This window comes from Pseudomonas sp. JS425, from assembly GCF_018223845.1.
Lineage (GTDB): Bacteria > Pseudomonadota > Gammaproteobacteria > Pseudomonadales > Pseudomonadaceae > Aquipseudomonas > Aquipseudomonas asiatica.
The window spans coordinates 1,677,238-1,692,987 of the sequence record NZ_CP073661.1; the positions used below are offsets into that span (position 1 = coordinate 1,677,238).

Consider the following 15,750-nt stretch of genomic DNA (forward strand, 5'->3'; position numbering starts at 1 on the left):
GAAATTGCCGAGGCTGTTTTGCAGCCCTTTCGCGACGCAAGGCCGCTCCCACAGTGCCAGTTCAGGCCATATGCAAATCACCCCCCTTTCCTGCCATAAAAAACCCAACCACCGGGATGGCAAATGGCCTACGCTGTGCTTTGTCTGGGTTGATTTGCGCCTTATCTGCTCTGTGACAGGGACTCCATGAAGGGACATCGCACTCTAGAAGCGCCAAAGTTGCTCGGCATCACCTGGCCCTTCATCGCCGTTGTGGTCTTCCAGGTAGCCTTGGGCAGCCTGAGCCTTTATACGCTCTCGGCCGTGCGTGCCTACGTCGCGGGCGAAAGCCTGTGGTCCAAGGCGCAGAAAGACGCCATCTACTACCTCAACCTGTACGCCGAAACCCGCGACGACAGCACCTATCAGCGCTATCGCCAGGCCATCACCGTGCCCCAGGGCGACCACCAACTGCGCGAAGTGATGGACCAGCCCAGCCCCGACCTGGATGCCGCACGCCAGGCCGTGCTGCAAGGCGGTAACCACCCCGACGATGTCGAGCGGATCATCTGGTTCTACCGTAACTTTCGCAACGTAAGCTACATGCAGACGGCCATCGACTACTGGGACATCGGCGACGACTACCTGGGCAAGCTGGATATGCTGGCCGTGGAAATGCGCAGCAGCTTTGCTGCTGGCCCGGTCGACGCCCGCACGCTCAGCGACTGGAAGGCGCGCATCGTCACCATCAACGAAGGGGTAACCCCGGCCGCCAAGGCGTTCAGCGATGCCTTGGGCGAGGGTTCGCGCATGCTGCTGCGGGTGCTGCTGATCACCAACCTGCTGACCGCGATGTTCCTGATTGCCATTGCCTGGCGCCGCTCCAGCAAGCTGCTGGCCCAGCGCCAGGCCTTTGCCAGCGCCCTGCAAGAAGAAAAGGAGCGGGCGCAGATTACCCTGCAGGCCATTGGCGATGCGGTGATTACCACCGATGTGGAGGGCAGTATCGGCTACATGAACCCGGCCGCCGAACAACTGACCCACTGGCAGGCCGGCCAAGCCCAGGGCCTGCCGTTGTCGGCGCTGTTCAGCCTGGTGGACGAGCAGGCCGAGGAAGACGGCCGCAGCCTGGTCGAGCAGGTGCTCAGTGGCAGCCTCAAGGGCGGCGCCGAGCATGCCCGGCTGATCCAGCGCCTGGACGGCAGCACTGTGTCGGTCAACCTGGTCGGCTCGCCGATCGTCAATGACGGCCAGGTCAGCGGTATCGTGCTGGTGCTGCACGACATGACCCAGGAGCGCCAGTACATCGCCAACCTGTCCTGGCAGGCGACCCATGACGCCCTGACCGGCCTGGCCAACCGCCGCGAGTTCGAATACCGCCTGGAGCAGGCGCTCAATGACCTGGCGCGCCAGGCCGGGCGGCATTCGCTGATGTTCCTGGACCTCGACCAGTTCAAGCTGGTCAACGATACCTGCGGGCATGCCGCCGGCGACGAGCTGCTGCGGCACATCTGCGCCGTGCTGCAGTCCGGCCTGCGCGAGGGCGATACCCTGGCCCGGCTGGGTGGTGACGAATTCGGCGTGCTGCTGGAAAACTGCCCGCCCGACCAGGCCGAGCGCATTGCCGAGCAGCTGCGCCAGCTGGTGCAGAGCCTGCATTTCGTGTGGAAAGGGCGGCCGTTCGTCACCACCGTCAGTGTCGGCCTCGTGCACATGGCCCAGTCCCCCGGCACCCTCGAAACCTCGCTGCGCGCCGCCGACATGGCTTGCTACATGGCCAAGGAAAAGGGCCGCAACCGCGTGCAGGTGTACCATGCCGACGACAGCGAGCTGTCCATGCGCTTTGGTGAAATGGCCTGGATCCAGCGCTTGCACGTGGCCCTGGAAGAAAACCGCTTCTGCCTGTACGCCCAGGAAATCGCCCCGCTGAAAACATTCGAAGGCCCCGGCCATATCGAGATCCTGCTGCGCCTGCACGACGAAAGCGGGCGTACCATCCTGCCCAGCAGCTTCATCCCGGCGGCCGAGCGCTACGGCCTGATGACCGCGCTGGACCGCTGGGTGGTGCGCAATGTGTTCCTGGTCATCCGTCAGTGCCTGGACGAAGGGCGCGAGGGGCCGCTTTCGATCTGCGCGATCAACCTGTCGGGGTCGAGTATCGGTGACGACAAGTTCCTCGAATACTTGCAACGCCTGTTCGTCGAATACGCTATTCCGCCACGGATGATCTGTTTCGAAATCACCGAAACCAGCGCCATAGCCAACCTTGGCAGTGCCATCCGCTTCATCAACGAGTTGAAGGGGTTGGGTTGTCGCTTCTCGCTCGACGATTTCTGCGCCGGCATGTCGTCGTTCGCCTATCTCAAGCATTTGCCCGTGGATTACCTGAAGATCGACGGAAGTTTCGTCAAGGACATGCTCGACGACCCGGTCAACCGGGCCATGGTCGAGGTCATCAACCACATCGGTCACGTAATGGGCAAGCGCACCATTGCCGAATTCGTCGAAACACCCTTGATCGAGCAGGCCTTGCAGGAAATTGGCGTGGATTATGCCCAGGGCTACCTCATCGAACGCCCCCAGGTGTTCACCTGTGACAGTCTGCAGCGCCAACGGATCGCCGCCCGGCCTCTGTTGCAGCGGGCACCTGGCACGTTTCGCTAGCTAGAAATCACAAGGATCAAGGAGCTGAAAGTGATTGACGCATTCGTTCGTATCGGGCCTTTGATGGATCCCGCCAGCTACCCCCAATGGGCCCAGCAACTGATTGAAGACTGCCGCGAGAGCAAGCGCCGGGTAGTCGAGCATGAGTTCTACGCGCGCCTGCGCGATGGCCAGTTGAAGCAATCGACCATTCGCCAGTACCTGATCGGTGGCTGGCCGGTGGTGGAGCAGTTTTCGCTGTACATGGCCCACAACCTGACCAAGACCCGCTATGGCCGGCACCAGGGCGAAGACATGGCGCGGCGCTGGCTGATGCGCAACATCCGTGTCGAGCTCAACCACGCCGACTATTGGGTGAACTGGTGCCAGGCGCATGGCGTGCACCTGCACGAGCTGCAGGCCCAGGAAGTGCCGCCTGAACTGAACGGCCTGAACGACTGGTGTTGGCGCGTGTGCGCCACCGAGAACCTGGCCATTTCCATGGCGGCGACCAACTACGCCATCGAAGGTGCGACCGGTGAATGGTCGGCGGTGGTGTGCTCCACCGACACCTATGCGCTGGGCTTCCCGGAGGACCAGCGCAAGCGGGCGATGAAGTGGCTGAAGATGCATGCCCAGTATGACGACGCGCACCCGTGGGAGGCGCTGGAGATCATCTGCACCCTGGCGGGCGAGAACCCGACCCTGGGGCTGCGCAATGAACTGCGCAAGGCGATTTGCAAGAGCTACGACTGCATGTACCTGTTCCTGGAACGGTGCATGCAGCTGGAAGGGCGCCAGCAGGGGCGCATGCGCCCGGTGTTGGCAGCGGGCTGATCGCTCTTCTGTCCCGGCCTCTTCGCGGGTAAACCCGCTCCCACAAGTATTGCGCTGCCCTCATGGGCGGTGAATAACCCTGTGGGAGCGGGTTCACCCGCGAAAGGGCCAGTACCGGCAAAAGCCTTACTGGGCGTTGAACGCCTGCCCATTCACCCCTTTGCTGTCCTGCCCCATCAGGTACAGGTACACCGGCATGATCTCTTCCGGCAGCGGGTTGTTCTGCGGGTTTTCGCTAGGGTAGGCCTGTGCCCGCATCGCCGTGCGCGTGGCACCCGGGTTGATGCTGTTGGAGCGCACCGGTGCCACGCCTTCCAGTTCATCGGCCAGGGTTTGCATCAGGCCCTCGGTGGCGAACTTGGACACGCCATAGGCGCCCCAGTAGGCCCGGCCCTTGCGCCCGACGCTGCTGCTGGTGAACACCACCGAAGCGTCTTCCGACAGCTTCAGCAGCGGCAGCAGGGTGCTGGTGAGCATGAAGGTGGCATTGACGTTGATGTGCATCACGCGCATGAAGTTGTCACCCGACAGCTGCTCCAGCGGCGTACGCGGGCCGATGATCGAAGCGTTGTTCAGCAGGCCGTCGAGGCGGCCGAACTGGTCTTCGATCATCACCGCCAGTTCGTCGTACTGGTGGGGCAGGGCGGTTTCCAGGTTGAACGGGATCACCACGGGTTGCGGGTGCCCGGCGGCTTCGATCTGGTCGTAGACCTCGTTGAGATTGGCCTCGGTCTTGCCCAGCAGCAGCACAGTAGCGCCCAGCGCAGCGTAGGCCTTGGCGGCAGCGGCGCCGATGCCGCGGCCGGCACCGGTAACCAGGATGACCCGGCCTTGCAGCAGGTCGGGGCGGGCGGTGTAGTCGAACATGGTAGGTCCTTCGAGTTCGTTGGCGCGGCACCGTCCCCTGTGGGAGCGGGTTTACCCGCGAATGCGTACGATCAGGCACCGCTGGCGCCGGGGCTGACGCATTCGCGGGTGAACCCGCTCCCACAGGGGCTGTGCTGCGGTCTAGACGGGGTTCAGCAGCCGCACAGCGCGCTGTCGATCACCTTGCGCAGTTCCAGCGGGTGGTCCACCACCACATCGGCGCCCCAGTTGTTGGGGTTGTCCTCTGGATGAATATAGCCGTAGCGCACTGCCGCCGTGCGAGTACCGGCGTCGCGGCCAGACTCGATGTCGCGCAGGTCGTCGCCGACGAACAATACGCTGGCCGGGTCCAGGCCGAGGGTCTTGCAGGCGAGGATCAGCGGCTCGGGGTCGGGCTTGCTGTTCTTGACGTGGTCCGGGCAGATCAGCAGCGCCGAACGCTCGGCCAGGCCCAGTTGCTGCATGATCGGCTCGGCAAAGCGCACCGGTTTGTTGGTGACCACACCCCACAGCAGGTTGCCTTTCTCGATGTCGGCCAGCAGCTCGGCCATGCCGTCGAACAGCTTGCTGTGCACCGCGCAGTCGCGCTGGTAGCGCTCGAGGAACTCCAGGCGCAGGGCTTCGAAGCCCTCGGCCTCCGGGCTGATGGCGAAGGTCGCGGCGACCATCGCGCGGGCACCGCCGGAGATCACGTCGCGGATCACCTTGTCATCGACGGCCGGCAGGCCGCGCTCGGCGAGCATGGCCTGGCAGATGGCGATGAAGTCCGGCGCCGTGTCGAGCAAGGTGCCGTCCATGTCGAAGAGTACTGCTCGCAAACTCATGTTTATTCCTCGCGCAGGGTCTGGACCATGTAGTTGACGTCGACGTCGCTGCTGAGCTTGTAGTGCTTGGTCAGTGGGTTGTAGGTCAGGCCGATGATGTCTTTCACCTGCAGGCCGGCAACGCGGCTCCAGGCGCCCAGCTCGGACGGGCGGATGAACTTCTTGAAGTCGTGGGTGCCGCGCGGCAGCATCTTCAGGATGTACTCGGCGCCGACGATGGCCAGCAGGTAGGCCTTGGGGTTGCGGTTGATGGTGGAGAAGAACACCTGGCCGCCAGGCTTGACCATGCGGTAGCAGGCGCGGATGACCGAAGACGGGTCGGGCACGTGCTCGAGCATTTCCAGGCAGGTGACCACGTCGAACTGTTCGGGCATTTCCTCGGCCAGGGCTTCGGCGGTGATCTGCCGGTATTCCACCTGCACGCCCGACTCCAGCTGGTGCAGCTGGGCCACGGCCAGTGGCGCCTCGCCCATGTCGATGCCGGTGACCGTGGCGCCGCGCAGGGCCATCGCCTCGCTGAGGATGCCGCCGCCGCAACCCACGTCCAGCACCTTCTTGCCGGCGAGGCTGACGCGCTCGTCGATCCAGTTGACGCGCAGCGGGTTGATTTCGTGCAGCGGCTTGAACTCGCTTTCGCGGTCCCACCAGCGGTGGGCCAGCGCTTCGAACTTGGCGATTTCGGCGCGGTCGACGTTGCTCATTAGAACAGTCCTCTGAAACTTCGCAAAATTGCGCCGGAGTATACCCGAGCGCTCGGCCCCGAGGGTCGCTATAATCGCCGGCTTTTGATATCCGAACGACGGGGAGAGGCGATGCGCGAGCGACTTTTGGCGGCGGAGAAGGTGACCGGGATCCGCTGGCAGGGCGGCGTCCTGCACCTGCTCGACCAGCGCCTGCTGCCGTCGGAAGAGCGCTGGCTGGCCTGCGACAATGTCGCGCAGGTTGCAGCGGCGATCCGCGACATGGCCGTGCGCGGCGCCTCGGCCATCGGCATTGCCGCGGCCTATGGCCTGGTGCTGGCCCTTGAGGAGCGGCTGGCCGAGGGCGGCGACTGGGAAATGGACCTGGAGGAAGACTTCCTTGTCCTGGCTGAAGCGCGCCCTACCGCCGCCAACCTGTTCTGGGCGCTGAACCGCATGCGTGAGCGCCTGCAGCGCCTGCGTCCGGACGAAGACGTGCTGGCGGCGCTGGAGGCCGAAGCGGTGGCCATCCACGAGAGCGATCGCGAGGCCAACCTGACCATGGCCCAGTACGGTATCGAGCTGATTCGTCGCCACCAGGGCAACGCCCAGATCCTGCTCACCTATGGCAACGCCGGCGCCCTGGCCTGTGGTGGTTTCGGTACCGCACTGGGGGTGATCCGTGCCGGTTACCTGGAGGGCATGGTCGAGCGTGTATACGCTGGCGAGACCCGCCCCTGGTTGCATGGCTCGCGCCTGACCGCCTGGGAGCTGGCCAACGAGGGCATCCCGGTGACCCTGAGCGCCGACTCGGCGCTGGCCCACCTGATGAAAAGCAAGGGCATCACCTGGGTGGTGGTGGGCGCGGACTGCATCGCCGCCAACGGCGATGTGGCCAGCAAGATCGGCACCTATCAGCTGGCGGTCAGCGCCATGCATCACGGCGTACGGTTCATGGTGGTGGCGCCGAGCACCAGCATCGACCTGAACCAGGCCACGGGCGAGGACATCCCGCTGGAAGAGCGCGCTGCCGACGAGTTGCTGGACATTGGCGGCACCCGCGTGGCGCCGGATGTCGAGGTGTTCAACCCGGTATTCGACGTGACCCCGGCCGACCTGATCGACGTGATCGTGACCGAGCGCGGCATCGTCGAGCGGCCGGATGCCGCCAAGCTGGCGCAATTGATCTGCCGCAAGCGGCTGCACTGATATTCGTGGCGCCTGTGCCGGCCTCTTCGCGGGTAAACCCGCTCCCACAGGGATAGCACAAGGCCTGAGGATGGTGGTGTACCTGTGGGAGCGGGTTTACCCGCGAAGAGGCCGGCACAGGCTATAAAAAATCCAGATTCAACCTCGTGTGAGGCCACCTGCCACATCTCCCCACCGCCCCTGCCTTTGTGATAACATCCGGCAGTTTCCAAGACCGCCCACCACGGCGGCCTTCATTGCGCAGATCCATGGCACAACTCATTGATTTGTCGTAAGTCGTCGCACCCTTATGCGCTGCGGCGGCGAGCTTCGTTCGGCCCTTGATGGAGCTGCGAAGTTTCACCAGAAAAAGGAATCAGGCTTCTCATGGGCGAACTGGCCAAAGAAATCCTCCCGGTCAATATCGAAGACGAACTGAGACAGTCTTACCTCGACTACGCGATGAGCGTGATTGTCGGGCGAGCGCTGCCCGATGCGCGTGACGGCTTGAAGCCCGTGCATCGTCGCGTTCTCTATGCGATGAGCGAACTGGGCAACGACTGGAACAAGCCGTACAAGAAATCCGCCCGTGTGGTCGGTGACGTGATCGGTAAGTACCACCCGCACGGCGACACCGCGGTCTACGACACCATCGTGCGTATGGCCCAGCCGTTCTCGCTGCGCTACCTGCTGGTCGACGGCCAGGGCAACTTCGGTTCGGTGGACGGCGACAACGCCGCAGCCATGCGATACACCGAAGTGCGCATGGCCAAGCTGGCCCACGAGCTGCTGGCCGACCTGCACAAGGAGACCGTCGACTGGGTGCCCAACTACGACGGCACCGAGCAGATCCCGGCGGTCATGCCGACCCGTATTCCCAACCTGCTGGTCAACGGTTCCAGCGGTATCGCCGTGGGCATGGCGACCAACATCCCGCCGCACAACCTCGGCGAGGTCATCGATGGCTGCCTGGCACTCATCGACAACCCCGAAGTCACCATCGATGAGCTGATGCAGCACATCCCTGGCCCGGACTTCCCGACTGCCGGCCTGATCAACGGCCGCCAGGGCATCATCGAGGCCTATCGCACCGGCCGTGGCCGCATCTACATGCGCGCCCGTTCCGAGATCGAAGACATCGACAAGGTCGGTGGTCGCCAGCAGATCGTGGTTACCGAGCTGCCGTACCAGCTGAACAAGGCTCGTCTGATCGAAAAGATCGCCGAGCTGGTCAAAGAGAAGAAGATCGAAGGCATCACCGAGCTGCGCGACGAGTCCGACAAGGACGGCATGCGCATCGTCATCGAGCTGCGTCGCGGCGAGGTGCCGGAAGTGGTGCTCAACAACCTCTACCAGCAAACCCAGCTGCAGAGCGTATTCGGTATCAACGTGGTGGCCCTGGTCGACGGCCGTCCGCGTCTGCTCAACCTCAAGGACCTGCTCGAAGCGTTCGTGCGTCACCGCCGTGAAGTGGTAACCCGCCGTACCGTGTTCGAGCTGCGCAAGGCCCGCGAACGCGGCCATATCCTCGAAGGCCAGGCGGTCGCGCTGTCCAACATCGACCCGGTCATCGCCCTGATCAAGGCCTCGCCGACCCCGTCCGAGGCCAAGGAAGCCCTGATCTCCACTGCCTGGGAATCCAGTGCCGTGCAGGTCATGGTCGAGCGCGCCGGCGCCGATTCCTGCCGCCCCGAGGACCTGCCGGAGCAGTACGGCCTGCGTGAAGGCAAGTACTACCTGTCGCCGGAACAGGCCCAGGCCATTCTCGACCTGCGCCTGCACCGCCTGACCGGCCTGGAGCACGAGAAGCTGCTGGCCGAGTACCAGGAAATCCTCGAGCAGATCGGCGAACTGATCCGCATCCTCAGCAGCGCCGAGCGCCTGATGGAAGTGATCCGCGAAGAGCTGGAAGCCATCCGCGCCGAATATGGCGATGCCCGCCGTACCGAAATCCTCGATGCGCGCCACGACCTCAACTACGGCGACATGATCCCGGAAGAAGAGCGCGTGGTGACCATCTCCCACGGCGGCTACGCCAAGACCCAGCCGCTGTCCGCCTACCAGGCCCAGCGCCGTGGCGGCAAAGGCAAGTCGGCTACTGGGGTGAAGGACGAGGACTACGTCGAGCACCTGCTGGTTGCCAACAGCCATGCCACCTTGCTGTTGTTCTCCAGCAAGGGCAAGGTGTACTGGCTGAAGACCTACGACATCCCTGAAGCGTCCCGCGCCGCTCGCGGCCGCCCGCTGGTCAACCTGTTGCCGCTGGAGGAAGGTGAGCGCATCACCGCCATGCTGCAGATCGACCTCGAGGCCCTGCAGCAGAACGCTGACGCCGACGAAGAGCTGGAGGACGCGGAAGACACCGTGCTCGAAGGCGAAGTGGTCGAGGCCGAGGAGGTGGACGAGGAAGACGGCGACACCCCTGAATGGGTGGCCGAGCCGACCGGCGCCTACATCTTCATGGCCACCGCTTCGGGTACTGTGAAGAAGACCCCGCTGGTGCAGTTCGCCCGTCCGCGCTCCAACGGCCTGATCGCCCTGAAGCTCAAGGAAGGTGACACCCTGATCGCCGCGGCCATCACCGACGGCGCCAAGGAAGTCATGATGTTCTCCGACGCCGGCAAGGTGATCCGCTTCGCTGAAAGCGTGGTGCGCGAGATGGGCCGTAACGCCCGTGGCGTGCGCGGCATGAAGCTGGGCAAGGGCCAGCAGATCATCTCCATGCTGATCCCGGAATCTGGCGCGCAGATTCTCACTGCCTCCGAGCGTGGCTTCGGCAAGCGCACTCCGCTGTCCAAGTTCCCGCGTCGCGGCCGTGGTGGCCAGGGTGTGATCGCCATGGGCACCAAGGGGCGCAACGGTCTGCTGATCGGTGCCATCCAGGTGCAGGAAGGCGAGGAGATCATGCTGATCTCCGACCAGGGCACGCTGGTGCGTACCCGCGTTGGCGAGGTGTCCAGCCTGGGTCGTAACACTCAGGGTGTGACCTTGATCAAGCTGGCTACCGACGAGACGCTGGTGGGCCTGGAGCGTATCCAGGAGCCTTCCGAGGACGAACTCGATGATGTGATCGAGGCGGACGAAGAGGGCGTCGAGGCTGAAGCGCCAGACAACGAAGAAGCTGCTGGTGCCGAAGAGGCCCCGCAGGAGTAAGCAAGCGTAAAACCCGAACGGGGCGACCAAGGTCGCCCCGTTTGACTGATCAGGCCAGGTCATTGGGGCCGCTGTGCGGCCCATCGCCGGCAAGCCGGGCTCCCACAGGTTCAGCGCGAGCTTCGGGGTTTGCGCAGTCCCTGTGGGAGCTGGCTTGCCGGCGATGGCCTGTAAGGCAGGCCCATGACAGGCGACACAGTTTTAGTTAGTCAGCACCGAATTACGATTTTGTACCATTTGGCAGAGCGAGAGTGGATGTGAGCAAACGAGCCTTTAACTTCTGCGCAGGCCCTGCCGCGCTTCCTGATGCTGTTCTGCAGCGCGCCCAGGCCGAGATGATGGATTGGCGTGGCAAGGGCTTGTCGGTGATGGAAATGAGCCATCGTAGCGACGATTACGTGGCCATCGCCGAAAAGGCCGAGCAGGACTTGCGTGACCTGCTGTCCGTCCCCTCCAACTACAAGGTGCTGTTCCTGCAGGGCGGCGCCAGCCAGCAGTTCGCCGAAATCCCGCTGAACCTGCTGCCGGAAAACGGCACCGCCGACTACATCGAGACCGGCATCTGGTCGAAAAAGGCCATCGAGGAAGGGCGCCGCTTCGGCAACGTCAACGTCGCCGCCAGCGCCAAGCCCTACGACTACCTGGCCATCCCGGGCCAGAACGAGTGGAAGCTGACCAAGAACGCTGCCTACGTGCACTATGCGTCCAACGAGACCATTGGTGGGCTGCAGTTCGACTGGGTGCCGGAAACCGGTGACGTGCCACTGGTGGTCGACATGTCGTCCGACATCCTCTCGCGCCCGATCGACGTGTCGCAGTACGGCCTGATCTACGCCGGCGCGCAGAAGAACATCGGCCCGAGCGGCCTGGTAGTGGTGATCGTGCGCGAAGACCTGCTGGGCCGCGCCCGCAGCAGCTGCCCGACCATGCTCGACTACAAGGTATCGGCCGACAACGGCTCGATGTACAACACCCCGGCCACCTACTCCTGGTACCTCTCGGGCCTGGTGTTCGAGTGGCTGAAAGAGCAGGGTGGCGTCGATGCCATGGAACAGCGCAACCGCGCCAAGAAAGACCGCCTGTACGGCTTCATCGACAGCAGCGAGTTCTACACCAACCCGATCAGCCACAACGCCCGTTCGTGGATGAACGTGCCGTTCCGCCTGGCTGACGAGCGCCTGGACAAGGCCTTCCTCGCCGGCGCCGATGCCCGTGGCCTGCTCAACCTCAAGGGCCACCGTTCGGTAGGCGGCATGCGCGCCTCCATCTACAACGCCCTGGGCCTTGAAGCAGTCGAAGCCCTGGTGGCCTACATGGCCGAATTCGAGAAGGAGCACGGCTGATGTCCGAGCACGAACTGAAGGCGTTGCGCGTTCGCATCGACAGCCTCGACGAGAAGATCCTCGAGCTGATCAGCGAGCGCGCCCGGTGCGCCCAGGAAGTGGCCAAGGTCAAGACCGCCTCGCTGGCGGAAGGCGAAAAACCGGTGTTCTACCGCCCCGAGCGTGAAGCCGCAGTGCTCAAGCGCGTGATGGAGCGCAACAAGGGGCCGCTGGACAACGAAGAGATGGCGCGGCTGTTCCGCGAAATCATGTCGTCGTGCCTGGCCCTGGAAGAGCCGCTGAAAATCGCCTACCTCGGCCCTGAAGGCACCTTCACCCAGGCTGCGGCCATGAAGCACTTCGGCCACGCTGTGATCAGCCGGCCGATGGCGGCCATCGACGAAGTGTTCCGCGAAGTGGCGGCCGGTGCCGTCAACTTCGGCGTGGTGCCGGTGGAAAACTCCACCGAAGGTGCTGTCAGCCACACCCTGGACAGCTTCCTTGAACACGACATGGTGATTTGCGGCGAGGTCGAGCTGCGCATCCACCACCACCTGCTGGTGGGCGAGAACACCAAGACCGACAGCATCACTCGCATCTACTCCCACGCCCAGTCGCTGGCCCAGTGCCGCAAGTGGCTGGACGCGCACTACCCGAACGTGGAGCGCGTGGCCGTGTCTAGCAATGCCGAGGCCGCCAAGCGGGTCAAGGGCGAGTGGAATTCGGCGGCGATCGCCGGCGACATGGCGGCCAACCTGTACGGGTTGACTCGCCTGGCCGAGAAGATCGAAGACCGCCCGGACAACTCCACGCGCTTCCTGATGATCGGTAACCAGGAAGTGCCGCCGACCGGCGACGACAAGACCTCGATCATCGTTTCGATGAGCAACAAGCCGGGTGCCTTGCACGAGCTGTTGGTACCGTTCCACCAGAACGGCATCGACCTGACTCGCATCGAGACTCGCCCGTCGCGTAGCGGCAAGTGGACCTACGTGTTCTTCATCGACTTCGTTGGCCACCACCGCGACCCGCTGATCAAGGCGGTGCTCGAGCAGATCAGCCAGGAGGCTGTGGCGCTGAAGGTGCTGGGTTCGTATCCGAAGGCGGTGCTTTGATTCAAGGCCTTTGGGGCTGCTTTGCAGCCCTTCGCGGGCACGCCCGCTCCCACAGTGACAGCGTGATGTCGAACTCTGTGGGAGCGGGCGTGCCCGCGAAGGGCCGCACAGCGGCCCCAATGGGCCCCGCAGGCTGTCTAGATTTCTGAACAGGGTTCGCACCAGTGGTAAAAGCAGTAACAACCAAACCCGCGCCAATCATCAACCGCCTGGTCGTGGTCGGCCTCGGCCTGATCGGTGGCTCGTTCGCCAAGGGCCTGCGTGAAAGCGGCCTGTGCCGCGAAGTGGTCGGTGTCGACCTGGACGCCCCCTCGCGCAAGCAGGCCGTGGCCCTGGGCGTGGTCGATCGCTGCGAAGAAGACCTTGCCGCCGCCTGTGTCGGTGCCGATGTCATCCAGTTGGCCGTGCCGATCCTGGCCATGGAAAAAGTCCTGGCCCGCCTGGCCAAGCTCGACCTTGGCGCTGCCGTCATCACCGACGTCGGCAGCGCCAAGGGCAACGTCGTGCGTGAGGCGCGGGTGGTCTTTGGGGAGCGCTTGCCGCGCTTCGTCCCCGGCCACCCCATCGCCGGCTCCGAGCAGAGCGGGGTAGAGGCCTCCAATGCTGCCCTGTTCCGCCGACACAAGGTCATCCTCACGCCGCTGGCCGAAACCGACCCGGCCGCCCTGGCCCTGGTCGACCGCCTGTGGCGCGCGCTGGACGCCGATGTGGAGCATATGTCGGTCGAACGCCACGACGAAGTGCTGGCCGCCACCAGTCATCTGCCGCATCTGCTGGCCTTCGGCCTGGTCGATTCACTGGCCAAGCGCAATGAAAACCTCGAGATCTTCCGGTACGCTGCGGGAGGCTTCCGCGATTTCACGAGAATCGCCGGCAGCGACCCGACCATGTGGCACGACATCTTTCTCGCCAACCGCGACGCTGTCATGCGCACGCTTGATACATATCGCAGCGATCTCGACGCCTTGCGCGACGCGATCGCTGAAGGGGACGGGCACCAGCTGCTGGGTGTATTCACCCGCGCACGCGTTGCCCGCGAGCATTTCAGTAAAATCCTGGCCCGCCGGGCCTATGTGGACGCTATGAACGCCAACGATCTGATTTTCCTGGCCCAACCGGGTGGCCGCCTGTCCGGGCGAATCCGCGTACCGGGCGACAAGTCGATTTCCCACCGCTCGATCATGCTCGGCTCGCTGGCCGAAGGCACCACCGAGGTCGAAGGCTTCCTCGAAGGTGAGGACGCGCTGGCGACCCTGCAGGCATTCCGTGACATGGGTGTGGTCATCGAAGGCCCGAACCACGGTCGCGTGACCATTCACGGTGTCGGCCTGCATGGCCTCAAGCCACCACCCGGGCCGCTATATGTGGGCAACTCGGGTACCTCGATGCGCCTGCTGTCGGGCCTGCTGGCCGGCCAGCCGTTCGACGTGACCATGACCGGCGACGCTTCGCTGTCCAAGCGCCCGATGAACCGCGTGGCCAACCCGCTGCGCGAAATGGGTGCCGTGGTCGAGACTGGCCCTGAAGGCCGCCCGCCGCTGACCATCCGCGGTGGCCACAAGCTCAAGGCGCTGACCTACACGCTGCCGATGGCCAGTGCCCAGGTCAAATCCTGCCTGCTGCTGGCCGGCCTGTACGCCGAAGGCAAGACCACCGTCACCGAGCCTGCACCAACCCGTGACCACACCGAGCGCATGCTGCGCGGCTTTGGCTACAGCGTCGAAAGCAACGGCCCGGTGGCCTCACTGCAGTCCGGCGGCAAGCTCACTGCTACCCGTATCGAAGTGCCGGCCGACATCTCCTCGGCGGCGTTCTTCCTGGTGGCAGCGTCCATCGCCGAAGGTTCCGAGCTGGTGCTGGAGCACGTTGGCATCAACCCGACCCGTACCGGCGTGATCGACATCCTGCGCCTGATGGGTGGCGACATCACTCTGGAAAACCAGCGTGAAGTCGGCGGCGAACCGGTAGCCGACCTGCGTGTGCGCGGCGCCAAGCTGAAGGGTATCGACATTCCTGAAGAGCTGGTGCCACTGGCCATCGACGAGTTCCCGGTGCTGTTCGTCGCCGCTGCCTGCGCCGAAGGGCGTACCGTGCTGCGTGGAGCCGAAGAGCTGCGGGTGAAGGAATCCGACCGTATCCAGGTCATGGCCGACGGCCTGATCACCCTTGGCATCAAGTGCGAGCCGACCCCGGACGGCATCATCATTGATGGCGGCCAGTTGGGCGGCGGCGAAGTGCATGGCCACGGTGACCACCGTATCGCCATGGCCTTCAGTGTTGCCTCGCTGCGCGCCAGCGCGCCGATCCGCATCCACGATTGCGCCAACGTCGCAACCTCGTTCCCCAACTTCCTGGCGCTGTGCGCCGAAGTGGGCATCCGCGTGGCGGAAGAGGGCAAGTCGTGAGTGCCCTGACGCCGGTTATCACCATCGATGGGCCAAGCGGTTCGGGCAAGGGTACAGTCGCCGGGCTGCTGGCCCGCGAGCTGGGCTGGAAGTTGCTGGACTCTGGCGCGCTGTACCGTCTGCTGGCGTTCAACGCCAACAATCATGGCGTCGATCTGACCAACGAAGAGCTGCTGACCAAGCTTGCCGCCCATCTGGATGTGCAGTTCATTGCCGCCGAGCCCGGTAAGCTGCAACAGATCATCCTCGAGGGCGAGGACGTCAGCAACGTCATCCGCACCGAGACCGTTGGTGCCGGTGCCTCGATGGTTGCTTCGCTGCCAGCCGTGCGTGATGCGTTGTTGGTGCGTCAGCGCGAATTCCGCGAGGCGCCTGGCCTGATAGCCGACGGCCGCGACATGGGCACCGTGGTGTTCCCGGATGCGCCGTTGAAAGTCTTCCTCACCGCCAGCGCGGAGGAGCGAGCGCGTCGCCGCTACCTGCAGTTGAAGGGCAAGGGTGAAGATGTTAGTCTGTCGAGTCTGCTGGATGAGATTCGTGCGCGTGATGAGCGCGACACCCAACGTGCAGTGGCCCCGCTGAAGCCAGCGGTCGATGCCATTCAGTTGGACTCTACCGAGTTGTCCATCGAGCAGGTGTTGCAACGTATCAGGAGCGAGATCGCACTGCGCGACCTTCTCTGATAGCCAGGAAAGCAGGCAGGGGCACCAGTCAACGTCCTGCCGGCTTTCCTTTAC

At 64.1% G+C, this 15,750-nt stretch carries 11 protein-coding genes; 8 read left to right on the forward strand and 3 right to left on the reverse strand.

The genetic code is table 11. The annotated features are described in order from the left end of the window. The first annotated feature begins 186 nt into the window (after window positions 1-186). Window positions 187-2,643, forward strand: coding sequence for an EAL domain-containing protein (locus KDB76_RS07715; RefSeq protein WP_038409033.1), 2,457 nt, complete (start codon window positions 187-189; stop codon window positions 2,641-2,643). Between the two features lie 30 nt (window positions 2,644-2,673). After that, entirely contained in the window at window positions 2,674-3,459 is a 786-nt protein-coding gene (locus KDB76_RS07720; protein WP_015269299.1) for an iron-containing redox enzyme family protein, read from the forward strand. Window positions 3,460-3,585: 126 nt separating this feature from the next. Here KDB76_RS07720 and KDB76_RS07725 read toward each other — a convergent pair whose 3' ends face one another. From KDB76_RS07725 to ubiG, 3 genes are all read right to left on the reverse strand, one after another. After that, entirely contained in the window at window positions 3,586-4,326 is a 741-nt protein-coding gene (locus tag KDB76_RS07725) for a YciK family oxidoreductase (RefSeq protein ID WP_038409035.1), read from the reverse strand. A gap of 152 nt (window positions 4,327-4,478) precedes the next feature. Beyond that, on the reverse strand, window positions 4,479-5,150 hold the full coding sequence (gene mupP / locus KDB76_RS07730) for an N-acetylmuramic acid 6-phosphate phosphatase MupP (RefSeq protein ID WP_024086445.1): 672 nt from the start codon (window positions 5,148-5,150) through the stop codon (window positions 4,479-4,481). Between the two features lie 2 nt (window positions 5,151-5,152). Continuing rightward, window positions 5,153-5,851 (reverse strand): bifunctional 2-polyprenyl-6-hydroxyphenol methylase/3-demethylubiquinol 3-O-methyltransferase UbiG, encoded by a 699-nt coding sequence (gene ubiG, locus KDB76_RS07735; RefSeq protein WP_003260863.1) that lies wholly within the window; start codon window positions 5,849-5,851, stop codon window positions 5,153-5,155. A gap of 111 nt (window positions 5,852-5,962) precedes the next feature. Here ubiG and mtnA point away from each other — a divergent pair, with 111 nt between their 5' ends. From mtnA to cmk, 6 genes are all read left to right on the forward strand, one after another. Then, window positions 5,963-7,039: an S-methyl-5-thioribose-1-phosphate isomerase gene (gene mtnA / locus KDB76_RS07740; protein ID WP_038409038.1), complete on the forward strand. Its 1,077-nt coding sequence runs from the start codon at window positions 5,963-5,965 to the stop codon at window positions 7,037-7,039. 366 nt (window positions 7,040-7,405) lie between these two features. Then, window positions 7,406-10,171 carry a DNA gyrase subunit A gene (gyrA, locus tag KDB76_RS07745; protein WP_013971451.1) on the forward strand — a complete coding sequence of 922 codons (2,766 nt, stop codon included), beginning with the start codon at window positions 7,406-7,408 and terminating at the stop codon, window positions 10,169-10,171. A gap of 257 nt (window positions 10,172-10,428) precedes the next feature. Then, window positions 10,429-11,514: a 3-phosphoserine/phosphohydroxythreonine transaminase gene (gene serC / locus KDB76_RS07750; RefSeq protein WP_024086447.1), complete on the forward strand. Its 1,086-nt coding sequence runs from the start codon at window positions 10,429-10,431 to the stop codon at window positions 11,512-11,514. Further along, window positions 11,514-12,608, forward strand: coding sequence for a prephenate dehydratase (gene pheA / locus KDB76_RS07755; RefSeq protein WP_013971453.1), 1,095 nt, complete (start codon window positions 11,514-11,516; stop codon window positions 12,606-12,608). The genes serC and pheA overlap by 1 nt, the downstream gene beginning before the upstream one ends. A gap of 197 nt (window positions 12,609-12,805) precedes the next feature. Beyond that, on the forward strand, window positions 12,806-15,013 hold the full coding sequence (locus tag KDB76_RS07760) for a bifunctional prephenate dehydrogenase/3-phosphoshikimate 1-carboxyvinyltransferase (protein ID WP_038410368.1): 2,208 nt from the start codon (window positions 12,806-12,808) through the stop codon (window positions 15,011-15,013). Next, complete coding sequence (gene cmk / locus KDB76_RS07765) at window positions 15,010-15,696, forward strand: (d)CMP kinase (protein ID WP_038409045.1); 687 nt, start codon at window positions 15,010-15,012, stop codon at window positions 15,694-15,696. Before KDB76_RS07760 ends, cmk begins: the two co-directional genes overlap by 4 nt. The last annotated feature ends 54 nt before the right edge of the window (window positions 15,697-15,750 follow it).

Coding starts and splice junctions, on each gene's coding strand:
- KDB76_RS07715 (WP_038409033.1), top strand. CDS start 187: ATGAAGGGACATCGCACTCTAGAAGCGCCAAAGTTGCTCGGCATCACC.
- KDB76_RS07725 (WP_038409035.1), bottom strand. CDS start 4,326: ATGTTCGACTACACCGCCCGCCCCGACCTGCTGCAAGGCCGGGTCATC.
- mupP (WP_024086445.1), bottom strand. CDS start 5,150: ATGAGTTTGCGAGCAGTACTCTTCGACATGGACGGCACCTTGCTCGAC.
- ubiG (WP_003260863.1), bottom strand. CDS start 5,851: ATGAGCAACGTCGACCGCGCCGAAATCGCCAAGTTCGAAGCGCTGGCC.
- mtnA (WP_038409038.1), top strand. CDS start 5,963: ATGCGCGAGCGACTTTTGGCGGCGGAGAAGGTGACCGGGATCCGCTGG.
- gyrA (WP_013971451.1), top strand. CDS start 7,406: ATGGGCGAACTGGCCAAAGAAATCCTCCCGGTCAATATCGAAGACGAA.
- pheA (WP_013971453.1), top strand. CDS start 11,514: ATGTCCGAGCACGAACTGAAGGCGTTGCGCGTTCGCATCGACAGCCTC.